Below are 25527 nucleotides of genomic sequence, written 5' to 3' on the forward strand. Positions count from 1 at the left end.
TTACGCCACGATGAGCCCGCGGCTCGTGCCGTCGGCGGGGTGCTGATTGGTCATCTGCTGACCCACGACCGCCTCGGCGATGGTGTTGTAGAACTTGGTGGCGTCCATCTCGTTGAAGTTGACGCCCGCCCCGATCTTCAGCTTGCCACCGGCGCTCGACCAGAGGTGGAAGATGTCCTTGAGCGAATGGCTATCACCCCCGTCGCCGAGCTCGGTACCCATGAGAAAAAGCATATTCTCTAGCACCGACTTGCCGTTGCCATCCTTGGCTGCATCCAGGCGCTCCATGAAGTACGCCGCACGCGACATGACGAGATGCGTGTGCTTTTCCACCCAGTCGCGTGACTTGTAGCCGCTTCCGTAGGAGACATCTCCCCCCCAGCCGTGCCAGTACTCGTGTGCGGTGACCGGGTCGTTGAAGGTGATGTTGCGGCCACCCCAGCTGTAATCGCCCTTCACGTTGATGCGCTCGCCTCCCGACGTGAACTGGATGTTTCCGAAGCGGGTGCGATCGCAGATCACCGCCATGGAGTAGATGTCGGCCATGCTCTTCCACAGGCGATCCCAGTCGGCCCAGGCCAGCGGGAAAGACTCGACGTCACCGTCCGATTTGCGCTGCTGAATGGCGTCGAAATTCGTGCCGGTGAATGTGCCGGGCGCTGCCGGCTTCACGCAGGTGGCGTACGTCAGCGCATTTTCCACCTGGTAGGTCGCGTTTTGCATCGCATCGCCGAAGACGGAGAGCTCGAGCTCGCGAATCTTGTCGAGGTGATCCGCCAGCTGCGTGCGTGAATCCGCCCCGAGGTTGCCCGCTTCGCTCTTGAAGAAGTCGAACTGCGATTTGACGGTGTCCAGGATCGAACGCTTGATGTGCCGCTCCCGGTTTGCCGCACAGGCCGCGGGGTCGGGCATGGGGGGCGGCGTCGGCGTCGGCGTCGGATTGGGGGTCGGATCAGGCTTTGGGTCGGGGGTCGGGTTGGGGTTTGGATTGGGGTTGGGATTTGGGTTCGGATTGGGCGTCGGGAGTGGGTCGACCCCGGGTGTGAAGTTCCCGAACACGCGATCGAAAAGCAGCTGAGGCACCCGGTACGGGGGCTCGGTCACACCGCCATTGGGCCGGTAGGTGTGGTTCTCGCGCTGGCCATTGTTGCGGTGGTACGTTCCCGCGACCAGCGTTTTGATGGCCGTGGGCGAAACGGTCCCGTGGAGTTTGTCCAGCACGAACTGGTCGATCGTGGCGCCGTTGTTGTCCACGCCGCGGAACACATAGTGGCTCCCCGTGTCGTGGTTCGCGGCGTTGGTGGACGTGCCGAGGTTCAAGTTGCGGGAGAACCCTATTTTGCTTGCGAAGGGGGCGAGCGGCGCCAGCGCGCCCTGCAGCCCGAGAGCGGCATGTTCGGGGCGCACGCCCAGGCCGAAGAAGAAGGTGATCACCCTCATGGGTGGCGTTTCCCCGGCGCCCCACACGCTCCTCGTGTGCATGGCGTCCAGAAAAGGCAGCCCGATGGCGATGCTGCCCGCGCCCCGTAAAACGGTGCGACGGCTGAGGGCCTTACGGTAGCTGAGCGCGCGTTTCATGGGTTTTCCCTGCGTACGAAGAGGAACGTGGGGTGCTTGACGACGGCGGTCAACAGGTCCGCGTAGCGCCCATCCGTTTTGGCCATGGCCCGTTCGAGGTCGGCGATGGTGCAATCATCGAGACCCTCGAGGGCTCTGCCGATGGCGAACTGGAAGGGCTTGCGCACCAAACACTGCTTGACGTCGTCGCGCTTCGCCAGGAGCGCCAGGAACTCGTCGAGGTTCGCGTAGGGTTCCGAGGCGTCGAGATTCTCGGGATTCGGGATGTTGCCGTCCGTGCGGGTGGTGTGGCCCTTGTCGTCTTTCGTCCGAAACGCCCCGATGCCATCGTAGGGCTCGAAGACGAACGACAGGGGATCGAACTGCGCATGACACCCGCTACACTTGTCGCTGTTTACCCGGTACTCGGCGAAGGCACGCTTGCTGGCGTTCTCGAGATCGCTTGGGGGTTCGACGTTCGTGCCCGGAGGCGGTTTGCCGACTGTGCCGCACATGAAGTTGCGGAACACGAAGAGCGCCCGCGAGACCATTTGCGCATCGGCGTTGCTCCCGCTGCGCATCAGAACGCCCGCCGTGGTGAGCACACCTTGACGTTGGGGTTCGTTTTTGAGGTCGTAGGTTTGCCAACCATCGCCGCGCGAGGTGAGCCCGTAAAGCTTCGCGAGACCCGGGGTGGCCTCTGTGGTGGACGCCGTGAGGAGGTCGACGAGAGGGCGCCCGTCTTTCCAGGCAATCTTCTCGATCATCCGCAGCACTTCCTCTTTGGCTTCGGTCTGCAAGCCCTCTTTCCACTCCGGGAAGCGGGCCGTGTCACGCTGCACACCGTCGAGGTCGTCGAGGGTGAGCCAATCGTTGGCGAACCGAAGCCCTGCCTTCGTACCTGCAGCCGTGGCGACCAGCCGCTTGAGCTGCTTTTCGCGCTCGTCCGCGTTGCTCAATTTGCCGGCCGCCGCGGCGTCCAAAAGAGCGTCGTCGGGGCCGGCGCCCACCGCCAGGAACGAAAGCCGCGTGGCGATTTCGTAGTCGTCGAGGCCTCGGAAGGGGCCCGTGCCCTCGCTCCGCTGGCGCTCCGAGCGGTAGAGGAACTGAGGCGACTGCAGCAGCGCTTCGACCACCATCTTGGCTCCCGAAGCGAAGTCCTCCCCACAGGAGGCGGCGGTGGCGAAGAGACCTCGAAAGGCGGTGATCTCGGTGGGTGTCAGGGGACGGCGGGCCAGGCGGAGACCCACGCTTTTCACGAAGGCCGTTTCGCAAGCTTCCGTTTTGTCCGTGCAGGTCGTGTGCTTGCGTACGAAGGTGGTCAGGCTGTTGCCGGTGCTCAACTTGGCGGCCGCCTGCGAGGCCAGCTTGCCGTAGAGCTCGACGCGCTCGTAGGTGGGGCGAAGGTCCTTCGCGGTGTTGTAGAAGCTCTCCGTGCGAAGCTCGGGCGGAAGCAGGGCGGCTTCGGCCGACATGTCGAGGCCCAGCGCCACGCGGACCGACTCGACGTATTCCCAACGTGTGAGGCGCCGCGTGATCGCGGGGCCGGGGTCTCTGACGGGGTCGCTGCAGGCCCCTGCCGCAGGCGGGTCATCGACCACCGGCACGGCGGGCAGCGAGGTGCCTCCCGTCCCGCCAGGGCCTGCGCCCGGATCGGACTCATCGGTGGCCTGGCCCTGGCAAGCGCTCGCCCCGAGGAGGGCCAGCAGGAGCAAGGACGTAGGCCGGAAAAAACGGCCGAACGCGTTCATCAGGAAGTTAGTGGCGGTCATGGCAGGTGGGGGCTCAAAAAACGCTGGCCGCGGCGTGGGGCTTCGCGGGCTCCCTGGATGCCGGGGGGGGAGGTTGACGGGAGCGGCGGCTTTCCTCAGGATGCGGGTGAGGAACGACATGACCAACTCTTTTTGCTCTAGGGCTTACGTGTTCAAGGTGGCTTTCGTGGTGGGAGCGCTAGGTCTCGCCGGCGTCCTGGCCTGTTCGGACGACGGGGACGACGATGGCGAGGCGTTGTGCCTGAAAACCTGTGACAAGGTGGCTGCGTGTAACCCGGGCGCCGAAAGTTTCCTGCAAGCGTGTAAAAACCAATGCCTCGCGCCGACGCCTGGAGGCACGATGACCTGCACGAACGCCTCGGCCATCGCGGCCAAAGCGAAGGAATGCCTGAACGCAACGTGTGCCGCATGGGAGTCCTGCGTGGCGGCGATCCCAGCTTGCCAGGGCAGCCCTGGGGGCACGGGCGGGGTTCCTGGGACCGGGTTGCCGGGCACGGGCGGGGTTCCTGGGACCGGGTTGCCGGGCACGGGCGGGGTTCCTGGGACCGGGTTGCCGGGCACGGGCGGGGTTCCTGGGACCGGGTTGCCGGGCACGGGCGGCAGCGCGGGCATGGCCACCGACTGTAGCGTGTGCGCGAAAGCAGACGCCTGCTGCGGAGCTCTGGCGAACCTTCAGGGGCAAAACGTGATGTGCACGCTGGCGACGACCTGCGCGGAGGCAGGCGACAACAAGACCACCGCGATTCAAGCCTGTGAGGCCGTGCTGGCCGCCGCCAAGCCTCTCAACCTGCCCGCCTGCAACTGAGCCGGGCCTCGGCATCTACTGGACCTCGCTCCAGCCGAGCAGGCGGTAGATGCCGGCACCCACGGCCGCCACGGGGCTGGCCGTGCCCGCCGAAAACGACGCTTCGATGTCGGCAGCGATGTCCACCGTGCCATTCGAGCTCACGATCAGGATCCGGCCTCCCGCCACGACGGGGCTCGTCACCGGCTCGTCGGCCACCTTCAGGCCCTGAATCTGCGACACCTTCTCGCCCACGATCTCGTGCAGGTTGAGCCAGGTCGTGCCCTTGGTACATCCCTCGCCATCGGGCGCGTACCACATCGACATCATCTGAAAGCCGCTGCCGTCCTTTTTGAGGATGGCCAGCGGCGTGCCCGTGGGGCGCGCCGTCACCGGCATGAGGGCCGCGCAGCCGCCGCCACTGGTGGTGACCGCGCAGAGCTCGGGCGCGCCCACCGTCATCACCAGCTGGCCTCCCTCGCCGAACTGGGTGTCGGCCGTGGCTTGGCCCAGATCGTCCTTCACCTCTTTCCTGATGACGAGCTGCGAGGGCGGGAAGGTGAACGTGTCGTCGTCGAGCGTCGAGTTGGTCACCTGAACCAGATAGGCTTGACCCTCGTTGTTGCTGGGGTCGTCCCGATCCAGCTGCACCACCGTGGGTGCAAAGTGAAGGGGGTGATCGCAGCCGAACGAGGTGACCTTGCTGAGCTTCTGCGCATCGTAGCGCCACAGACTGCCCCAGGTGTCTCCGACATAGGCGGCCCGGAGCCGCCCCTTCTCTTCGGTGCCGAAGTTCTTGGCCGTCGCGATGTCGGCCAGGATCGTGTACTCCTGGGGGCACGAACTCCCGGCCGTCGCCGCCTGGGAATCCAGGATCTCTCCGCTACGCGCGGACGCGGAGATGATGCGTCGCCCCTGTGTGGTGGACGAGCCATCAACCCGGTATCCCGAGGCAAAGACCAGCCTGTGATCATCCATCGCATCCGTCTTGTTCAAGTAAAACCCCGGGACGGAGATGGTTTGTCCCACGACGGCGTCATAGCTGCTCTTCAGATTGGCGTCGTGCGAGTGCCACAGGGGCATCACGGGCGGTTCCGCGAAGCCCAGCTCACCCAGGGGATTGGTGATGTCGAGCACGAAGAGCCCCGAGCCCCCGTAGCCCTCGTTCATGACCAGCAAGGTCTTCCAGACCGCCTGCTCCTTGTCGGAACAGTTTTGGACACAGAGGTTTTTGACCTTGGGTGAGTTGGCCAGCCCGAAGATGTGCTGGTGAGGATCGGGCACCTGCCCCCCCTGCACGTAGATGCGGGTGATCGCCTCGAACTGGCTGTAGGGCAAAAACGCGAAGGCCTCGGAGCCCGCGGGGTACGTGTTGCCGGCGATCGTCGTATCGTCGGTGAAAAACGCGTGCAACATGCCATCGCTTGCCCCCACGTAGGTGAGGTTCGGGCGGTTTTTGTTGTTGAGGAAAAAGGCCCGACCGCCCGGTAGCGGGCTGTCTCCAGGTTGACCCACGTCAATCGGGGTCGAATTGATGAGCGCACCCAATACCGCGGGGTTTCCGGATTCGGGTGCGCTCAGCGTGAACTTGACGATCCTCTCGGCCTCTTCGGGATCCGCTCCCAGCCCGAGCGCGTGGAGGGTCTCGCGGTTTTCGATCCTGCCCGCGTCGTCGATCTGCACCTTCACGACGTTGCCGTCTCTCGTGCCCACGTAGAGCCTGCGTTGCCGCCAATCCATCATCTTGAGTTCCTCCCCCGCGTCCCACACCAGCGCAGGCGGATTCACCGTGACGTCGTAGGCGAGCAAGTGGCCCTCCCACGAAGGGAAGTCGACACGAGAATCCAGCGCGTACTTGCCCGACTTGACTCCGTTCGACACCTGGGTGCCTGCCGACGCGGTGGCCGGTGAGGTGGAGTAGCTGCCCCTCACGGCGTCGTAGATGGCGTTTTGCACGGCGGCGAGCAGCTGCTCTTCGTTGGTGGCCACGAAGGCAAAGGGCGCGGCCCCATCGTTGCCTTGATCCGTGCCCCCCGCCTTGGCGACGTTGTCGTTGATCACCCGGGCGGCGCCCACCGCAACGTCCGACGAGAAACCCACGACGAAGGTGCGCACCCCCAGGTTCTTCCGCATGCGGTGGGCGGCCAGTACCACCTTGCAGCTGCAGCCCGCCTTCTCTGGATCATCGGCCGCACACGCCGTCTCGGTGCAGCCCGTATCCCCGGGGCCGTTCGCCTCGCCATCCGTGATGAACAGCACGTAGTTTTGTCTACACGTGAGCTCATCAACGGCCCTCAGATCGTCCATGTAGTGGTACGCGCTGCTCTTCTCGCTCTTGGTGCCGTCGTTTTCGAGGGTGCAACCGGAAGGCGTGCCGCCGTAGGTGATGAGCCCGCCGTACGAGGCATTGTTCAACCAGTCGAGCACCTTCAAGGATGAGGCGGTCGCTTGCGCTGTGGTGGCCGTGGGGTTGATGAAGGGAGAGAGGTTTTGGTCCCAACGGCCGCCACAGGTCGCGTTACAGGCGTTCTTCGTGCAATCGGGCACCTTGATGGGAGGCAAGGTGCCGCCATTGTAGTAATCGGGGCGAGCCTCGTAGTAGGCATAGGCCTGACCTGCCGAGACGGTTGTTTTTCCGAGGTAGGAGGAAAACGTCTTTTTGGTCGTGCTGACGGTGCCTCCGGTCGACGTGTAGGTGTAGTAACTGCCGTAGTACATGCCGGTGCCCACGCTCGGGATCTCACAGAGATCTCCGCACCAGGCGACGTCGTGCGAACTCTTGACGCCCTTCTTCTGATTCACCGTGTACTGGCTGTTGTTTCCGCTGGCGAGCTTGTAGGCGGTTCCGTTGTACGTACACGTCGTGGCGGGTCCGGATGTCTTGTCGTAGCAGCTCTTGCCGAGCTGGGTGGTGTTCAAGAAGACCGTTTCCGTGATCGGTTTTGGATCGCTCACCGCGTAGTAGGGAAAGTAGTCCGCCTGGTAAAAGGTCATGAGTCCCAGGTTCACCACGCTGGCGTTTTGCGAGAAGACCCGGCCAAGCGTGCGTTTGGCGATCACCGTGCGGGACGTGGGGTTGCCACACACGTCCCCGGAAGGGCAGTCGGATTGGGAGTTGCAGAGGGACTGCGCAAGCTGGCACATCTTGAGCGCCCCCGGCTTCTCGGCACCCTTTTGGCAAACGTCACCGAGATCCGGGCTCAGGCACGCGTTGGTCACGGGGATGTTGCAGGTGTTCTTGACGGGCTTGCAGGCGTTTTCGACCTCTTGGCAGGTGTTGCCCGCCGAATAGATGCACTTGTTGTAGTCGAGCTCGCAGTAGTTCGTGTTGCCGCCGCACTTGTTGGTGGGGATTTGGCAGACGTCCACGTAGCTGTCGTTGGCGACGTCGCCCACCTTGCAGTTTGCGTCCGACGTGCAGGCCGCCTTGGAGAACTTGCAGGTGCCCACCGTGATCTTCGGACAGTCTGCGTTTTTTGTGCACGCTTCCCCCGTCGAGCAGGACTTGGTGTTCGGGCACTCGTTGTCGAGCAGGCAGCCCCCTTTGGGCGTGCCGCCGTAAGCGCAGCTGCCCTTGCCCTTGGCCCCGCAGTTCTTGTCCGCGGTGCAGAAGATCTTCGGGCTCTTGCTGTGCTGGCACCAGCCGGCTTTGCACGCCTGCCCGGGGTTCGAGCAACCGTTCGCGGTCTCCGCACAGTTGCCGCGGGCGGGGCAGATTGTCGTCGACGAACAGCTGTCTCCCGAGGCACTGCACTTTCCCTCGCCGTAAGGCTGACAATCGGCTTCATTGCGGCACACGTACTTGCCCCGGCTGCAGGTGCCCTGCGTGGGACAGTCGTCGTTGCTGGTGCACTGCCCCTTGCCCACCTTGCAGTAACGGGTCTGGCAGTCGGCATCGGATTCGCAGGAGCGTCCGGATGCGCTGCAGACGCCGGCGGTGGCGCTCCAGCCGCGGCAGTTCTTGCCGTCGTCGCAGTCCACACCCACTTCGCTCGCGTAGGTGAAGGGGTTGCCCGGAACTCCATTCATCGATCCCGACGTGTCGAGTACGATGAGCATGTTGGGCTTGTGGATTTGCCGCGCGATCGTGTTGAGGGGGTTGACGCGGGCAAGGGCGCTCCCCGGCCACGGCGGACTGACCAGAAGGGCGGCCACTACCATCGCCGCCAGACTTCTCGAGAGGGGAAGGTGAGCACCCACGGCCTTTGCCATCGACCCTTCTCGGTAGTTTCTTTAGTCGAATATATGTTAATTCGGCTTACAGAAGGATGCGGTGTCTGCCCCGGGACCGCGGGTGGTGGTCAAACGCGCGCGCTACTGGGGCCGGACGACGGGAACCAGCGCGGGGTCGGCCTTGCTCGCCTTGGCGGCCCGGGCGCTGGCCACACCGAGGCTGGTGACGAGGGCGGTGACGGCCAGGGCCGTGACGCCTACGGTCACGTTTCCAGCACCGAGCAGCTTGAGTGCGGACGCCACCAGCACCACGATGAGCGCCGGCCGGAGCACGTGGTCGGGGGCGCGGGATGAAAGTTTTGCCCCGATGAACACGCCGGGCACCGCCCCCAGCAAGATCGAACCCGTCAGCGCCAGCTTGAAGTCGCCCAGCCACAGGTGGCCCAAAGCCGCCGAGGCTACCAGAGGGACGGCCTGAACCAGGTCCGTGCCCACCAGGTCCGAGAGCTTGAGATGGGGGTAAAGCAGGAGCAGCAACACAATCATCAGGGAGCCGGAGCCCACGGAGGTCATCCCCACCACCAGGCCTCCGAACGCGCCGATGGCGATCGTGCGGAGCACTTTCACACGGGTATCGACGGCCTGATTCGCCTGACGTCGGCGTGTGAGCACCGGACGGAGCAAGATGCCGGTGGCGGCCAGCAGCAAGGCCACGCCGAGCCCGGTCTTGATCCACTCTTGTAGCCCTTCGCCCACCGCCACGCGTTTGAGCAGCCAGACCCCCAGGAAGGCACAGGGCAAAGAGCCGGTCATCAACCAGCCCACCAGCTTCAGGTTCACGGTGCCTTTGCGCAGGTGCACTCCACCGCCGATCGGCTTCATGACCACGGACGCCACCACGTCGCTCGAGACCGCCGCCAGGGGCGGGACCCCGAAGATCAGCACCAGCATGGGGGTCATGAGGGCACCCCCGCCCACCCCGGTGAGGCCCACGATGAAGCCGACGATGAGACCGCCGAGGGCGACCACGAAGTCCATATCGCGGACTCTAGTCTAGTATTCGAGACATTGCAAGCGGGCGCGGAAACGGGTTCCCTTGGTGCGTCGCATTGGTGCGCCGCGAGGCGCTGGCGAGAGGCGTGTGCCGAGAGGCGCCCACCGGCACGAGGCGTGCAATCGGACAGGGCAGCAAGGAGGGTCGCATGAAACGCCCCAGGAAAAAAGACCGCCCGGAAGCAGAGACGCCGGTGACGGCCTCGCAGCGTCCCCCCAAAGAGGAGGGGCGCTGGGACGGGGTCGACGAAGCCTCGTGGGAGTCCTTTCCGGCCAGTGATGCGCCGGGCACCTGGGCCGGCCCCGACCTGCCACCTAGGTTGCGGGCGCGCGCGCGCACAGAACCCACGTCGCCGCCGCCGCGTCCCAAATGACGGGGCGTGAGGCAGCTCGTGGCCGGGCCACCGGCTCAAGCGCACGCCGTCATCTGCCGAGGCGTGACCAGTGCCTCACGAAGAAACGGCCCTGTTGGCAAGCCGTTTCGTGCTCCTGCGCGCGGTGGGCGAAGGGGCCGTGGGCGACGTGTGGCAAGCCCGCGACGAACGCAGCGGCGCGTTGGTTGCGGTCAAGCGCCTGAAGGCGCCCGGGCAAGCGGCCACAGCGCGCTTTTTCCGCGAGGTGCAGGCGCTCTCCGAGCTGCGTCACCCGAACGTCGTGAGTTACGTCGATCACGGGCTGACGGCGCGGGGTGAGCCCTATCTGGCGATGGAGTGGCTCGAGGGAAACGACCTCGAGGTCGCGCTGCGGGCGGGGCGCATACCCATGGATGCGGCGCTGACGGTGCTCGAGCAGGTTTTGTCGGCCTTGGCCGCGGCCCACGATCGGGGCCTGGTGCATCGGGATCTCAAGCCCGCCAACATTTTCCTCTGCGAGGGCCGCTTCGACGCCGTGAAGGTGCTCGACTTCGGGGTGGCGAAGCGGTTGTTCGAGGTGGCCGAGGCGGGCCCGGCCCTGGCCGTGGGCACGCCGCTTTACATGTCACCCGAGCAGGCCCGGGGCCTTCCCGACGTGGATGGGCGCTCCGACCTGTTTTCGCTGGGGGCGGTGATCTACGAATGCCTGAGCGGCACGAGCCCGTTTTGGGGTGAATCACCACGGGCCGTCCTGGCCAAGGTCTGCGTGGAGGCGCCGCGCCCCCTGCCGGACTTGGTTCCCGGTGTGCCCGAAGCCGTGGCGGCGCTGGTGATGCGCATGCTGGTCAAGGAGGTGGCGGCGCGGCCGCGGGGGGCGCGGGAGCTTTCCGAGGACCTCGCGCCTTGGCGTCGCGGAGAGCGGGTGAGGGTGGCGTCCTCGTCCGACGCGCTTTCGTCCGACGAACGTCGTCTCGTGGCGGTGTTGATGGCGCGGCGCTGCGACCCCGAGGCGCACGCGCAGCCCTGGGCGGGCCTCGAAAGTGTGCTGGCCGGGCTCGAAGCCCAAACGCAGGCCTTGGTGGACGGGACGCTGCTCGTGACGTGTGACCAGGGCCATACGACCCTCGATCTTGCGGATCGAGCCGCAGAGTGTGCGCTGTCGATCCGCCGACGCTGGCCGGATGCAGCCGTTGCGCTGTCCCTCGGCAAGGCGGTGGTGCGGCAGCAGATCCCACTGGGGCAACTTCTCGACGAGACGAGCCAGAGGCTGGCGACCGTACCCAGCGGGTGCATCGGTGTCGACGAAAACACCGCCACGATGCTCGCCCGTCGCTTCACGCTGCGGGTGGACGGCGCAGCTCACCACCTCGAAGGGAGGGAGGTGCCGGCCGTCGGCGTGGGCCTACCTTTCGTGGGCCGGGACGCGGAGCGTGCGCAGCTTCGGCGCGCCTTCGCGCTCGCGCGTCAAGGGCCGCGGGCGGTGGTGGTTGAAGGTCCTGCGGGTCTGGGGAAGACGCGGCTCATCAGCCAGTTCCTCCGCGAGCTCGAGGAGGCCGGCGAACGTCACCGCACCTGCACCGCGCGTGGTGACGTGCTCAAAGCCAAGATGCCCTTCGGCGTGGCGCGCCAGCTCGCGACCGACTTGTTGGCTTTTCCTCACGACGCCAGCCCGGCGGTGCGGCGGCACGCCATCGAGGCGTCCTTTGCGACACCGACTGCGCATGAGGCGGGCCCCTCGTACATTGCGTTTTTGGCCGAGTTTCTCGGGGCAGAGGCCAAAGACGCCGACGAACTCCTCCTGCGGCCGGCGCGCTTGGATCCACGCCTCATGGCGGAGCAGCTGGCCCTCGCATTTGCGGGACTCGTGACACGGGCCTGCACCGAAGCCCCGCTTGTGATTTGCATAGATGACTTGCAGTGGGCAGACGCAGCTTCGATCCGCCTCCTCCACCGGGCGCTCGCGGAGGGACTGACGCTGCCGTGTTTGCTCGTGGGGCTCACCCGACCCGGTGAGCCCGGCCCGCCCCTGTCGGTGCTGCCGGACGAGGCCAACCAGCGGATCGTCCTCGGGGCGCTTTCGCGCGACGAGGCCGGTGCGCTCACGAGGTCGCTGGCACAGGAGCATTCAGCGGACACAACTGCCTGGATCGCGAGCCGCGCCGAAGGGAACCCGTTTTTCATCGAAGAGCTCGCGCGCACCTTGCGACAGCGCCGGCGCACCGAGATCCCCGACGCCATCGTGGGCACCGTGCAGGCGCGGCTCGATGCCCTGCCCGCGCCGGCGCGGCGGCTCTTGCGTGCATCCAGCGTGTTCGGGCGGCGCTTCGAGCCCGCCGCCCTCGTGCCGCTCGTGGGCGAAGACAACGCTCCCTGCCTCGCGCCGCATCTGGATCTGCTCGTGGCCGAAGAGATCTTGCAGCCCGACGAAGGCGGGGCGTACGTGTTCCGACACGAGCTCGTGCGCGAGGCCGCTTACCAGAGCCTGACCGAGGGCGATCGCGTCCTTGCGCACCGCCTGGCGGGGCGCTGGTTGGAGGCCCGGGGTGGTTGTGAGCCCGCGTTGCTCTTCGAACACGCCCGCCGGACCGGTGACGGTGCGCGGGCGTGTGGATTTGCCGCCGAGGCGGCCACGAGCGCTTACGCTACGGGTGATCTCGAGGGGGCGATTGCCCTGGCCGCCCAAGGCCGGACGAGCGGCGCCGATCGCACGCAGGTGGGCACCTTACACCTTCTGGAAGCGAAGGCCTTGCGATGGCTCGGGCGCATCGACGAGGGCTGGGGGCCAGCCGAGGCCGCGATCGAGCACTTCTTTCCAGGGAGCCGCGACTGGTTTCAGGCGCTCGAATATGGCGCCTTGATTCTGGGCGAGTCGTGTCGCCTCGAGCCGCTGTCGATGCTGGCCTACGAATGCGAAGAGACCCTGCCCCACGATCGCCCCGCGGCTCAGGCCCGTCTGATGGCGCTGGCGTCCATGGCGGCGCCGCTGCTCAATTCTCCGTTCGCGGAGCAGGGACAAGTGTTGCTCGAGACCGTGAGCGGCGCAGCGTCGGAGGACTGCACCCCCAGCGTACGCGCGCGGCTCTTGTGGATCCTCGCGCGGCGGTCCCAGAGCCGGGGCGCTTTCGGGCTGGCATTGACCCAGCTTCAGGCGGGACTCGAGGCCTGCGCTGCGGCGGGGGACGATCTGCTTGCAGCCGAAGTGATGGCATCGCTGGCTTCGACGTTGCTCGATTGCGGTGCCTGGGATGAGGCACTGCTTCACCTGAGACAAAGCCTGGCGTTTGCCCAGCGGGTGCATTCCAAACTGCTCGAAGCCCTCTGTTGGGGAAACATCGGGATTGTCCACCTCCGGCGAGGTGAGGTGGCGCGGGCCGAGGAAGACATCGTCCGCGCCCGCGCGTTGCTCGAAGGGCTCGGCGCCACCTTCGTCGAACGGGGGTTGGGTCTTTACAACGCCCATGTTTGGATCGAAAGCGGGCACCCGGAGTCCGCCTGGTCCGAGCTCGAGCCCTTTGTCGCAGATCCGACGTTCCTGCCTACTTTGCAGCCCTACGCCCTGGCCTTGGCCTCGCAAGCGGCGCTGGCAAAGGGGCGACAGGCCGAGGCCCTATCGTATGCGCAGGCGGGGCTTGCTTTCATCGAGGACGAAGGGGTGATGCCGGAGGAAGGCGAGATGCTTCTGCGCTTGGCCCTCGTGACGTGCCTTTCGGCTGCGGGGCGCGAGGAGGAGGCGGCCGCCCAGGTAGACAAGGCCATTCGTCTCCTCCAAGAGCGGGTCGCCAACATCGACACCCCCGAGCTGGCATCCGCCTTCATGGCAATACCCGTGCATGCCGCGCTCATGACCTTCCGAAATCGGAAGTGCCCTCCGCAGGTGGGGCGGCTATAGTCTCCGGCCCGAGATGCAAGCGCCCCCCGAGTCCGTTCCCAAGCGCCTCCTGGGTCTATGCCCCCTGCTGGGGGCGGCGCTGGGTGTCACCCTCGTGTTTCTTCCCCTGGCGCGCCAGGGCCTGCCCGCTGTGGGGCGCGCGCTCGTGAGCTCACCGATTCTCGTTTTGGTGGTAGCCGAGCTGATGCATTTGGCGTTCCTCACCGCGCTTTGGCTCCGTTACCGCCCCGTGGCGTTGCCGCCCGACGAGGCGCTGCCCGTGCTCACCGTGATCATCCCCGCGTACAACGAGGGGCCCATGGTGGAGCAGAGCATTCGGTCCGTGGCAGGGGCGAATTACCCCCACGACAAACTGGAGATCCTCGTCGTGGACGATGGCTCCCGTGACGACACCTTCTTCCACATGGAAAAGCTTCGAAAGCTTCATCCCCAGGTGGTTCGTCTCATTCGCTTTCGGGGCAATCAGGGCAAGCGGGCCGCGCTGCGCACGGGGTTCGAAAGCGCCCGGGGCGACATCGTGATCACGATCGACTCCGATAGCGAGATCGAGCCCGATACGCTGCGAGCCTTGGCGGCACCCTTCTCCGATCCTCGTGTGGGAGGTGTGGCCGGTTGGGTGAGGGTGCTCAACTCGAAGCCGCTCATCGGGCGCATGCTCGACGTGCAGTTTACGTTGAGCTTCGATTTGACCCGCGCGGCCCAGTCGATCTTCGGTGCCGTGTTCGTCTGTCCGGGAGCGCTCTCTGCGTTTCGTCGCAGCGTGATCTTGCCCTTCATGGACGAGTGGGTGAACCAGAGTTTTTTGGGGCGCCCCGTGGGGCACGGTGAAGATCAGGCGCTCACGAACATCGTACTCAAGGCGGGTTTCCATACCGCCTACCAGCGCAACGCCGTGGTGTGGACGTTGGTGCCGCAGACCTATCGGCAGCTCACCCGCATGCTCACGCGCTGGGATCGCAGCTATGTCGTGGAGGGATTTTCTTTCGCGAAGTTCATGTTCACGAAGTACCGCGACGGTAACCGCGTGTTTCCCATCTTGGGCTTCTTCGCGAGTACCTTCCGGCTGTTTTACGTGTTCGTGGGGCTCGTGGCCCTTCCGGCGGCCTTGATCCGCCGCCCGGACGTGCTCGTGGCCGGCTTGGCGGCGGGGTTCGTCATGGCGGCGCTGTCGTCCCTCTACTACCTGCGGGCGCGCCCGGGATTGCGCTTTTTGTGGGGCGCGGTGTACGCGGTCTATGCCTTCACGGCCCTCTTGTGGATCCTGCCCTACGCCATTGTCACGGTCCGCGACGAGCGCTGGGGCACGCGCTAGCTTCGTCCCAACTCTAGAGCGCCGCCCCCACGCGGGGAGGCAGGCAGGAAAGCCCGTCGTCGGTGCGGTCGACGAAGCCCGACGCCACGAGGCCTCGAGGCAGCTTGTTGAAGGGAACGGGGCTCTGTGCGAGTTCACGCAGCGCCGCCGGAAGGCCCATGGATCTATCCAAGAGCGACCGCACGAGCGCGAGCTGCGCATCGACACGGGCGGGCCCGAGCGCGGCATCGATGCCTTCAGGTGTGAGGTTCGCGCGGCTTTCGGGGGTGACAAGCGCTTCGTCGAGGGCGCTCAGCCCCTGCTGCAGGAGCAGCGGATGACCGCCCCACAGATGGGCGAGCGCGCGGCGTGTGTCCTCCCGCTGCACGTCGAGGCTGGCGATGAGCGCCTGCCGGGCGCCTTCCTGATCCTCGGCCAGAGGCTCCAGGAAGACGGGACGTGTGACGTTGCGAAAGTAATTCGAGCCGGGAAGAGACTCGTCTCCGAACAAGGTCCACAGCGCGTAGATGGGGGTGATCCCGGTGGACGCCTGAAAGACGAAGCGCAGGGCCGAGATGAAGGGGCCCCTCCAAGGCGCGGTGGTCACGGGATCGACGTCGTCGAAGAGCAGACAGACGCCGGGCGTGCGCTGCGCCGCCTGTGCGAGCGGGCCAATGAAGCGCTCGAATCCGCGAGGCGTCATGGTCTCGGGCGCGGGACCGTCCCACGAAGGCGCAGCTTGGAGCGCCCCCGCCACAGGCGCGAGGAGCGGGTCATGAAGGCGAGGCGAGGCCAAGAGGGCGTCGCGGATCCTCGTCACCAGCTGGCCCACGAAGGGGTAAAAGCCTTCTTCGCTGGCGTAGTCGCGGAGCTGCGGAAAGGTGACGGTGGCCGTGGTCAACTGCCGATCCCGATCCAGCTTGGCCGCCAGCTGGGCAAGCAAGCTGGTTTTGCCCATGCCAGGGCCCCCGACGATCGAAACCCCGCCTTCGATGGCCACGCTGCCTTTGTCAGCGGTGACCGGGGATGGAAAGAGGCGCTCGATTTCCAGGACACCTGGGTGCCGCACGACGAAGCGAGGATCGTCGGCGGCGAGAGGATCCTGGGTGAAAGGTGAGCGCGGCGTGGTCATGAAGCTCAAAAGCCCATCAGGGAGTCGCGGCGTGTCGTGGCCAGAATGCGACGGACCACGGATTCGGGGAACACGTAGGCCTCGGGATCCAGTTGACCGCCTTGTGCTTCCAGGATGCCAATTTCTCCCAGCATGCGCACGATGTATCCCGCGGCCTCGGCCGCCCGCCGTCGAGACTCTTCGGGGCCGAGCAGGTTCGCAATGCCGGAGCTTTCGAACTGTGAGAGCGTGATCTGCGCAGCTTTGCGTTTCAGATCGGTGACGGACATGCGGCCTGCCCGTGCCAGATCCCTCAGCAGAACGCCGGCGGGGTTGTGAGCGTCAGCGATCTCGGATTCCACCCAGACCCGCAAGGGCGCGCCATCTTCTTCTTCTCGCCGAATGGCGGCCGTGGCGCCCTCGATGCCTATTTCCACGGCGCCCAGGCTGCCCTGACGCGCGCGCTCGGGATCGTAAAGCTCGAGGACCGCAGAGCCGATGCGGCGGACGAGGATCGGGATCCCTTGCGCCTCTTGCACGATGAGTTCGAGCGCGCGAATCCGCAAAGCGGATCCCCTGGCGGGCGCCGAGGCCCCGCATCATCGCAAAGGCGGCCTCGACCGGGAGCCTGGGCACGAAGACGCTGGGGAAAGCGCCGAGCAGCGATTGGTTCGACAACGTGGTGAGCGGAGCCCAGAGCAGCGGATGCAGGGCGCTGCAGAACAACACCCCCACGCGATCGCCTCCCTGGACCATCTGGGTATCGTTCAGGACCGCGCGGAGGCGACCCACCACCACCGAGATCACGTCCACGGCGTGGGCGATGCGATGAGGACCCACGCCGATCGCTTGCTCCACCTCGTCCAGGATCACGAGCAAGTTCGCGGGGCGATCGCCGCCGGCCTTGCGGCAGGCCGAGACCAATCTGCGCATCCAGTGGGACAGGGCCCCGGCGTCGAGCTTGTCGCCGGGAGACGGAGGTGCGGGCACGTCGCGCTCCACGGCGGCGCCATGGACCTTGAGCGCCGAGCCGTGCAATTGCTCGCAGACGTAGCGGAGAATGCCATCGGCCACGCGGGACGGGTCGTCGGTCGAGGACACTTCGTGGTGAAAGCCCGCCAGATCCACGTAGGCGTAGGCGCCTTGCAGGCGCCTTGCCACCTCGAGCGCGAGCGAGGATTTCCCAAAGCGGCGCAGTCCCGTGACGATGGTCCAATGCCCCGCCTCGCAGGCGGAGATGAGTCCCGAGACCAGGCGTTCGCGGTTGAAAAACTGGCTCGACGACACGAGCCGTCCGCGCACCTCGAAGGGATTGCCGCGCAGTGAGGTCTGTTCGATGAGGTCGAGCAGGTCGTCGCTGGTACGAATCCAACGCAAGCGCTCCACGGACAGGGGCAGGATCTGCATCGCTTTGCGCGGGCCCCGGGCGGCCCAATCCAGGATGGCACGCACGGCCCCGAGGTCGGGCGACGCGCCTTCCTGATGGCAGAGGATGGCCAACTCGGCGCCCTCGGCACGGGCGCTCAGGGCGGCGCGGGTCACGTCCCGTGCGCTCACGAGCGCACCGGGCTCCGCGCGCGTGATCACAGCCGTCGTGCCCCAGCGCTCCCACGCGGCCTCTGCAGGCAGCTTGACGCTGAGGTGACTCATGCGTGAAGGGAACAAAAAGCGGCTCGTGGTGGCTGCCACGGGCAGCCCCATGCTTACGAGGTGGCCGCGCAGCTCTCGGCGCCACGGGCCAAAGGCGCGCAGGGCGCCCAGGAGCCGTAGCCCCCAAAACAGGCTCACGACGAGACCCACGAGCCCCAGGGCCATGGCCAAAACCACACGCTGAAGGTTGCGCCACCGGCTCTCGAGCGAGCTCAGCAACACGCAGTCGTAGCGGAGCGCATCTTGCGGGCTGCCTTGCCGGCAGGCGCGGCAGGTTTGCCCCGGAAGCCCGAGCGCGTCGCAGGCCTCCTCGCCGCGCAGACGGCGCGTGGCCCACGACACAGGCACCAGGGCCTCTCCGTGACGAACGGCTTCGGCCGGAAGGCTTTGGCCGCCATCGAGCCGCCAGGGGCTTTCCGCGAGGTCCTCCCCGGCGGCGCGGGCCACGCTGCCGACGTGGCGCAAGGCGGCCGGAAAGTCCTGCGCCAGTCCCACCCGGGCGTCACACAGGACCCGCAGCGTACGCGTGGGCCGGAAGGCCGTGTTTCGGTTCACGCGGACGAGGGCTTGGGCCGTGGGGGGGCCGGGGTACGAGCCGAGCGCACGGGCGTCGTCGCCCGCCCACAGCGCCCGGACGAACTGTGCGCAGGCCTGCGCCACGGTCCCTTCGGCACCGGCCTCCGCGGTCTGAGCGTGGGTGAACCAGTCGCGCAGACGCTGGGCCACGGTTTCCGGCAGGGCACACGACGTGGGCACAGGCAGCGTGCGCAGCGCGTGCACGGTCTCCAGACACTCCGACAGAGGACTGCCAGGGGCCAAGCGGGCGCGCAGGCCGTCCACGTCGCGGAGCCCTCGCGTGGTGAGCTCCTTGGCTTCGGGAAGCCGCTCGGCGAACCACTGGGCGAAGCGCTGCGCCTCGGAGTCAGGCTCGGCCAGGTAGCAGGAGACGAGCTTGTCGTAGACGGTCCCCATGATGTCGTCCCAGTCCGCGTCCGCGACCGACGCGGGTGAGGCCGGAAGATCTCGAAGCCAGCCGTGGACCACCTTGCGCTCGAGCTCGGCGCAGGGGTCGAGCCAGATCTCCTGCACGCGTTGGCGCACGATGAGCGGCGCGCTGCTCTCGAGGAAGGCACGCAGCTTGCGGGCACGGCTACACTCCCGCAAGAAGGCGCGGCCCTCACAATCAACGACGTCCTCGAAGCTTTGCACCAGGCGCAACGCCGCCGATTGCCGAGGCCCAAGACCCGCACCCCGGGCGGCCAAGACGGTTTCGGCCTCCGAAACGAAACTCTCGTCAAGCTCGGCCGTCGAAGAGAACCACCCGTCGAGCGCACTGCCACCCGCGCTGCGCAATTGCTTGAGATGCTTGGGCGCCACCAGGCGAACCGCTTCGATCAGCAAGCGCCGGTAGGGCAGGAGCGTTTCCGAGCGGCCGCTCCCCATGAGCCGTCTCAGCGTGGGGGCTGGGCCGGGGCCAGGCGAGGGCGGGGCAGGCCAGGCATCGGTTTCCCCCGCGGACCAGGCCGCGAACTGGCCAAGCGCCGCGCGGGCCTCCGACCAGCTTTGCACGAGATCGTCGAGCTGCTTCGATGCCGCCTCCGAGGTGCACGAGCCGATGGACGGCAAAGGCACGCGCCCGTCGAGAACGCTCAGGACCAGCGACCCGCTCGCCGTGCACAGGGCGGTGCGTTCGTCGAGCGCGGCCTCGAGTGAGGCGCTCGTGTTTTTGTAGGCCCGCTCGGACTTGCGCAGGTCTTCCGCACACTCGGTCACGTCGCGCTCCAACACGGCCCGCTGTCGGGTGCAGGACTCGAGCTGCTCCTGCCTTCGTGCGATCTCTCGGCGTTCGGCGTTGCACGACGGCGCGGCCTCGGCAGGCTTGGGTCCCTGGGCGCGGGCGGGAAGGGGGATGGCCAGCAGCAACGCGGCTCCCGCCAGAACGAGCGCCGGTTGAGAGACGTGAGCGGCCGGTGCCGCAAACCGGGGGCGAAGCTGCGCGAGATTGTTCATGAATACGCTGGAGCCGACGGGGCTGACGAAAACGGCGCTACTTTAGCACTTGCGCCCGGGAGGGCCACGACCGAGGCCTTCAAGGGCGCATGCGGATGTGACGAGGCTCAGGGCACCGCTGCGCATGGCCCGTCAGAAACCCGGACCACAGGACCGTTGCCGGGAAGAGGGGCTGCGTGGCCGTGTGCAGCTCTTCGGGGTGCGAGAGCGCCATCACGTCTTCCAGCTGACCTACGAGAGCGCCCTCAGCACCGAGAAAGAAGAGTTGATTGAGTCCGTTGATGCCGAAGAGGCGCGGCGCCTGTCGTCCGGGAAAGGAGAAGTGCGGACTTGCCGTCATCCCTCCCAGGGTGTGCCAGCGCCACGGGGAGGGCAACCTGCGCACGTCGGGGTGAGCCGCCAACAACGCCAACAACCAGCGAGGAACATCGTTGAGTGAAACGGGCTGGGTGGCGAATGACTGCTGTGTGGTGCGCAAGGCGGTGCGGAGGCTTTCGGGGTCCGCCGCCTGTGCGGTCAGCGCTTCGGGAAACACGACGACAAAGGGTATGCGCCCCTTGGCCTCGTTCGTTTTGCCCTCTTTGCCGTTGGGCAGCGGCCAAACGAAGCGCTCGCCCGTGGCATGGTCGGCGTGTAGGACCACGATCGAGCGGGACGAAAGCCCCGTGGCGTCGAGCCGCGCGAAGAACTCTTGGACTGCGACGTCGCTGTAGGCGTAAGTCACGAGCCGACGATGGTCCTCCCTGCGCGCCAGATTGGGCCGCTCTGCGAGCGCGTGCGCGACACGCGCTTCGACGTCGGGGGGCAGATCCTGAGGCGCCTGAAAGGGCGAATGATTCGACAACGTCATCAGCAATACGAGCCCAGGCCTGGGGGGCGCTTTCGCCAGCGAGGTCAAGGTGTGCGCCATCAGCGCGCGATCCGTCACGGCGTCCCATTCTCCAAGGGGCAGCCCTCGAGGCAGGGTGTCTTGGGTGAGCCAGTGGCGAAACCCGTGGAACCCAAGAAACGTGTCCATGTTGTCGAAGCGGGCGTGTGAGCCGTAAGCGAACGTGGCCTCGAAGCCGGCATCGACCAGGACATCGGAGAGGCAACGTAGCGGCACATCGCCCAGATCACGCACGAGGCTGATGCCATGAGGCAAGGCGCCAAGTCCACACGTGAAGGCGGAGAGACCCTGGCTCGTGCGAACCCCGCCTTGCCACAAATTCCCCGCGGCGAGCACGGAGCGGCTTCCCTTCCGTGCCGCCTCGTAAAGTCCGTTCATGAAGGGCGCGAGCCCGCGCGGAGCGGCGGGGTTGAGCGCCGTCAGATCGGCAGCCCGGAAGCTCTCGAGTGAGATCTGAAACAGCAGCAACTCTTTGGGAGCGCCCCGTCCCTCGGCCCACAGCGCCTCGCCGATGCGTCGCATGCCCTCCTTGATCGAGGACGGGTCGCCTGTCGATGGTTCATCGAGAGGCGCGGCCCAAGGATGTGGCTGGCAGGCGCGGGAGGTGTCTTGAAAGGGCAGACCCAAAAGGTGCGCGCCCTCGGGTGCGAGCGCCGCAGGGAGGCTTGCCTCGGCGAGGATCTGCCGTGGCTCTGTGGCCCCTCCCGTCAGCGCCACGGCTGCGCTACCGAAAAAACGGCCGAAGGGGCTCGTCACGCCTTCCGTTTTGACCAGCATCCGCGGCAACGGCACCCGCGGGGCATGAACCGGATGGGTGGCGAGCGAAAAGACCGTGCAGGAGGTAACGAAGGCCAGCACGAAGCTCCAAGTGGAGGGCGCTGGGGGGCGCGCCGCACACCGACGTCCGAAGGCGACGAGCGCCACGCCTATCAGCAGCCAGGCCACGACGCCCGGAAGCAGATAGCGAAGATACACGACGTTTCCCAGCGAGCTGGTGACGAAGGCCGCATCCATGCCCCCCATCATGTCGTGCCAGACCGGCAGCGAGCCGCGCTCGATCTGGAACTCAGCGAAGCTCACGGCGGCGAGCCAGGTGACGAGCGCGACGATGCCGAGCAAAGCTTGCAACAGCCGCCTCGGCCCCGCGCCGGTCAGTCCCCCCCTGCGCCCCGCCGTGACCAGTCCCAGCCCCAGCCACATGGGCGCACTGACGATGGCCAGGTAGGGCAGAGCTTCCACCACGTCCCGCCAGATCGCGGCCGCGTACCAAACGCCGATCCCGTCGCTCTGAGGTCGTCGGTACGTGGCTGAAGCGACCCGTCCCGTGGCCGCCATCACACCGATGACGGTGGCGAACCATGCGAAGAATTCCACCCCTGCGAGGGCCCCTGCACGTCGACGGTTTTCCCCGCGCGCGGGCAGTTCGGGACGGGGGAACGTCGGGGCGTCGGTCTGCGGCATGGATGAAGCGAGGAGATCGCCCAGCATGAAGCGAGGGACGCAGAGGCACAAGGCAAGGTTTTGCGTCGAGGGCGCCCCAGGCGCCGAGGAGCTCGTCATCGTGGCCGGCGAGGCACTGAGACGCGCTGTGGCTCCGCGATGGGCGGTTGCTACGCTCAAGCGATGGTACGTCCCATCGTGGTGACCGGGGCTACGGGCAACGTGGGTGGCGAAGTCGTTCGCGCCTGTGTGGCGCGAGGCCTTCCCGTGAGAGCGACCGCCAGCGATCCGCTGCGGGCCCGCAAGCGGCTGCCCGCCGGCTTGGACGTGGTGGCGCTCGACTACCAGAACCCGGCTACCTTCGGCCCGGCGCTTGCGGGCGCGGGGGCGCTTTTCTTGATGCGCCCGCCCGCGATCGCAAACGTCAGAACGACCTTGCTGCCGCTCATCGACGAAAGCCGACGCCAGGGCCTCGCGCACATCGTTTTCCTTTCGGTGGCGGGCGCCGAAAACAACCGCATCGTGCCCCATCACGCCGTGGAACGGCACCTCATCGAAGGGGCAGTGCCTCACACGATCTTGCGTCCAGGATTCTTCAGCCAGAACCTCACGGATGCCTACCGCCGAGACATCGCAGAGGACGATCGCCTCTACGTCCCCGCGGGCGCGGGCCGTGTCGCCTTCGTGGACGCGGCCGATCTGGGGGAGGTGGCCGCGATCGTGTTCGGCGCTCCAGACGCACATCGAGGTGCCGGGTACACGCTCACCGGAGGTGAAGCCGTGAGCTTCTCCGAAGTTGCTGCGCTCTTGACCCAGGCGCTCGGTCGCCCCGTCCGTTACGATGCCGCTTCGATTCTCGGGTACGCCTGGCATTTACGGCGGCGGCGCAAGCTGCCCGCGATGCAGATTCTGGTGCAGACTATCCTGCACGTGGGTCTGCGACGAGGCCAGGCCGAATACGTGGATCCCACCTTGGCGAACCTGCTGGGGCGCGCACCCTCACCGCTTGCCAGCTTTGTTCGACGTGAAGCCGGCGTGTGGCGTCGCTAAGGGCGACTCGTGCTCCGGTTCAGATCACCGGAGGCGTGCGAACACGATCGATGAAGCCTTGAAGCGCCGCTCCGACAGGCCCTGCTCGCGATTCGGCCGTGAGGCTCGATGACTCGTGCGGACGCGAGGTGCCGATCGTCGCTACCTCGCTTCCGGGCGGAAACTGTACGTTACGCTCGAGGAGCGGGAGGTGCAGACCGCTGATGCCTCAAGGTTATCAAGGAGTTGGCCTGCATCGTTGGCCTTTCGCACGATCCCTACAGGAAACGGATGCGGTTCGGGTCGGCAGCTCTCGTGTGGTCTCGCGTTTGCAGTGCAGCCGGGAGTCATGGCGAAGGTTCTGATCACCGGCGGGGCAGCATTCATCGGCTCGCACCTGGCTGACGAATTGATCGCGAACGGATACGAAGTGCGGGTGATCGATTGTCTCGATCCCCAGGTGCACGGAGACTCTGGCGCTTGGCCTGGCTATCTCTCACGGAAAGTCGAAAGAAGCTTCGGAGACATTTCGGTGCCCGAGCAGGTGAATCGAGCCCTCCGGGGCGTGGATGTGGTCGTTCCCTTCGCTGCGGCCGTGGGCGTCGGGCAGAGCATGTACAGGATACAGCACTACGTAAGGACGAACGCCTTGGGGACGGCGGTCCTTTTGGAGACGCTCACGCAAAAGCGGACGTCGCGTCTCATCGTGGCCTCGAGCATGAGTGTTTACGGGGAAGGTCTGTACGAGACGCGAGCTGGAGAACCTCAGGAGTTCGTGAGCCGCTTGGCCGCACGGCTCGAGGAAGGCCAGTGGGATCCCATCGACTCCAGCGGTGAGGCGCTCGTTCCGGTCCCGACACCCGAAGACAAGCCGGTAAGTTTTCAATCGATCTATGCACAGTTTAAGTACGACCAAGAGAAGATGTGCCTTCTCGTGGGCGAGGCCTATCGGATCCCGACGACGGCGCTTCGGTTCTTCAATGCGTACGGGCCACGCCAGACACTCTCCAACCCCTGCTGCATTTATGGGGCTCATCAGTTCGGTGCCGAAGACCAGGGGTGGGTTGCGCACTTCTTGATTCAGGCTTTGCAGAATCAGCCGGTCACGATCCTTGGCGACGGGAAACAAGTCCGCGACCTGCTTTATGTTTCGGACCTCGTACGGGCCTGCCTGGCGGCCGAACGCGAGCAGCACGTCGTCGCGGGACGTGCCTTCAACATGGGCGGCGGGGTTGCCAATGCGGCGAGCGTCATGGAGGTGCTTCTGGAGATCAGTACCATCGTGGGTCACAGGCTCACCCTCTTGACGGCTCCTTGGCGATTCGCCGATCAGCGCTACTACATCTCGGATACGAGCCGATGCGAGCGCGCCACGGGGTGGCAGCCCGCGGTCGGAGTGCTTCAGGGGCTACGCGCTCTTTACACTTGGCTCAAGGAGAACGAGGTGGGCATCGAACCCCACTTCGAGGCGCGCGGTGAAGAGCAGCGCCACCGTCTGGCCAGGGCCCGATGACGAAGCGCTCATTGATCGGGAGGGCCTGCGCATGAAGACGTCGATGATGGCTGCCACGGTGGAAGGACCCCGACACGTCGAACTGCGCGAGGCGGCGGTGCCAAGTCCGAAGCCCGACGAGGTGCTCGTTTGTCTCGAAGGGTGTGGGGTCTGTGGCTCGAGCGTCCCCACGTGGACAGGCCGTCCTTGGTTCCAGTACCCGATGGCAGCCGGCGCGCCGGGACACCAAGGCTGGGGGCATGTGGTGGCTCGGGGGCAGGCCGTGCGCACCGTCAAGGAAGGGGATCGCGTGGCAATGCTCTCCTACCGCGCCTTCGGCGAGTTTGACCTGGCCCGCGCCGCGGACGTCGTGGTTCTGCCCCCGAGCCTGCGGGGCCGCGATGTCCCGGGAGAGGCGCTTGCCTGCGTGATGAACATCTTCGCTCGCAGCGGGATTCGAGAGGGCGACAAAGTCGCCGTGGTGGGCGTTGGATTCTTGGGCGCGTTGCTCGTACAGCTGGCCCGTCGTGCGGGCGCCGAAGTGGTGGCTGTCTCGCGAAGAGTCCATGCGTTGGGCGTGGCCGAGTCCATGGGCGCCCGCCACTCGGCGACTCTCGGGGGCGATGCCGAGAGGGTCGAGGAGGCGGTCTGCCAGGTCGGTGGCGAGGCATTTGACGTGGTCATCGAGGCTGCAGGGCACCAGGCCGCCCTCGACCTGGCCACCCGTCTTTGCAGGGTAGGCGGGCGGCTCGTCATCGCGGGCTTTCATCAAGATGGTGGCAGGCAAGTGGACCTTTGTGCGTGGAACTGGCGGGCGCTCGAGATCGTGAACGCACACACGCGTGCGGCGGCCTCCTATGTGGAGGGGCTCGTCAAGGCGGTCAGGGCGGTCGAGGCAGGCACCCTGGTCCCTGATGAGCTTTACACCCACAGGTTGCCGATGGCGCGACTGGCGGACGCTCTCGACCTGCTCGTCGAACGTCCGCGTGGGTTCATGAAGGCCAACGTGGTGATGGCTGCATCCGTGTGATTGA

General features: G+C 66.3%; 15 protein-coding genes. 7 read left to right on the forward strand and 8 right to left on the reverse strand.

Features of this window, described 5'->3' with window-relative positions; translation table 11 throughout:
- Together KA712_04695 and KA712_04700 are read right to left on the reverse strand one after the other, a co-directional pair.
- Nucleotides 1-1578, reverse strand: coding sequence for a DUF1552 domain-containing protein (locus KA712_04695; protein ID MCG5052238.1), 1578 nt, complete (start codon nucleotides 1576-1578; stop codon nucleotides 1-3).
- Nucleotides 1575-3449, reverse strand: a complete 1875-nt coding sequence (locus tag KA712_04700) for a DUF1592 domain-containing protein (GenBank protein ID MCG5052239.1) — start codon at nucleotides 3447-3449, stop codon at nucleotides 1575-1577. Before KA712_04700 ends, KA712_04695 begins: the two co-directional genes overlap by 4 nt.
- Between KA712_04700 and KA712_04705 the strand changes: the two genes are divergently transcribed.
- Nucleotides 3448-4134 carry a hypothetical protein gene (locus KA712_04705; protein ID MCG5052240.1) on the forward strand — a complete coding sequence of 229 codons (687 nt, stop codon included), beginning with the start codon at nucleotides 3448-3450 and terminating at the stop codon, nucleotides 4132-4134. The two genes, KA712_04700 and KA712_04705, sit on opposite strands and share 2 nt — an antisense overlap.
- A gap of 15 nt (nucleotides 4135-4149) precedes the next feature.
- Here the strand turns inward: KA712_04705 and KA712_04710 are convergent, their stop codons facing one another.
- Nucleotides 4150-8325, reverse strand: a complete 4176-nt coding sequence (locus KA712_04710) for a hypothetical protein (protein MCG5052241.1) — start codon at nucleotides 8323-8325, stop codon at nucleotides 4150-4152.
- Between the two features lie 102 nt (nucleotides 8326-8427).
- Complete coding sequence (locus KA712_04715; GenBank protein MCG5052242.1) at nucleotides 8428-9324, reverse strand: sulfite exporter TauE/SafE family protein; 897 nt, start codon at nucleotides 9322-9324, stop codon at nucleotides 8428-8430.
- Between the two features lie 164 nt (nucleotides 9325-9488).
- On the opposite strand from KA712_04715, the gene KA712_04720 reads away from it, so the two are divergent.
- The 3 genes from KA712_04720 (at nucleotide 9489) to KA712_04730 (ending at nucleotide 14893) form a co-directional block, all read left to right on the forward strand.
- Nucleotides 9489-9713 (forward strand): hypothetical protein, encoded by a 225-nt coding sequence (locus KA712_04720; GenBank protein MCG5052243.1) that lies wholly within the window; start codon nucleotides 9489-9491, stop codon nucleotides 9711-9713.
- 70 nt (nucleotides 9714-9783) lie between these two features.
- Nucleotides 9784-13581 carry a protein kinase gene (locus KA712_04725; GenBank protein MCG5052244.1) on the forward strand — a complete coding sequence of 1266 codons (3798 nt, stop codon included), beginning with the start codon at nucleotides 9784-9786 and terminating at the stop codon, nucleotides 13579-13581.
- Nucleotides 13582-13594: 13 nt separating this feature from the next.
- Complete coding sequence (locus KA712_04730) at nucleotides 13595-14893, forward strand: glycosyltransferase (GenBank protein ID MCG5052245.1); 1299 nt, start codon at nucleotides 13595-13597, stop codon at nucleotides 14891-14893.
- 13 nt (nucleotides 14894-14906) lie between these two features.
- On the opposite strand, the gene KA712_04735 is transcribed toward KA712_04730, so the two are convergent.
- The 4 genes from KA712_04735 to KA712_04750 all read right to left on the reverse strand — a co-directional run bounded on the left by KA712_04735 (nucleotide 14907) and on the right by KA712_04750 (nucleotide 22020).
- Complete coding sequence (locus tag KA712_04735) at nucleotides 14907-16004, reverse strand: ATP-binding protein (GenBank protein ID MCG5052246.1); 1098 nt, start codon at nucleotides 16002-16004, stop codon at nucleotides 14907-14909.
- A gap of 5 nt (nucleotides 16005-16009) precedes the next feature.
- Nucleotides 16010-16357: a hypothetical protein gene (locus tag KA712_04740; GenBank protein ID MCG5052247.1), complete on the reverse strand. Its 348-nt coding sequence runs from the start codon at nucleotides 16355-16357 to the stop codon at nucleotides 16010-16012.
- Nucleotides 16326-19643, reverse strand: coding sequence for a hypothetical protein (locus KA712_04745; protein ID MCG5052248.1), 3318 nt, complete (start codon nucleotides 19641-19643; stop codon nucleotides 16326-16328). The genes KA712_04740 and KA712_04745 overlap by 32 nt, the downstream gene beginning before the upstream one ends.
- Before the next feature lie 79 nt (nucleotides 19644-19722).
- Nucleotides 19723-22020, reverse strand: a complete 2298-nt coding sequence (locus tag KA712_04750; GenBank protein ID MCG5052249.1) for a sulfatase-like hydrolase/transferase — start codon at nucleotides 22018-22020, stop codon at nucleotides 19723-19725.
- 135 nt (nucleotides 22021-22155) lie between these two features.
- Here KA712_04750 and KA712_04755 point away from each other — a divergent pair, with 135 nt between their 5' ends.
- From KA712_04755 to KA712_04765, 3 genes are all read left to right on the forward strand, one after another.
- Nucleotides 22156-23022, forward strand: a complete 867-nt coding sequence (locus tag KA712_04755; GenBank protein MCG5052250.1) for an NmrA family NAD(P)-binding protein — start codon at nucleotides 22156-22158, stop codon at nucleotides 23020-23022.
- 328 nt (nucleotides 23023-23350) lie between these two features.
- A complete protein-coding gene (locus KA712_04760; GenBank protein ID MCG5052251.1) occupies nucleotides 23351-24514 on the forward strand; it encodes an NAD-dependent epimerase/dehydratase family protein in 1164 nt (387 codons plus the stop codon).
- A 31-nt stretch (nucleotides 24515-24545) separates the two neighbouring features.
- Entirely contained in the window at nucleotides 24546-25523 is a 978-nt protein-coding gene (locus KA712_04765) for a zinc-binding dehydrogenase (protein ID MCG5052252.1), read from the forward strand.
- Nucleotides 25524-25527: the final 4 nt, after the last annotated feature.

The sequence above is a fragment of the Myxococcales bacterium genome (genome assembly GCA_022184915.1).
Taxonomy (GTDB): Bacteria; Myxococcota_A; Polyangia; order Fen-1088; family Fen-1088; genus JAGTJU01.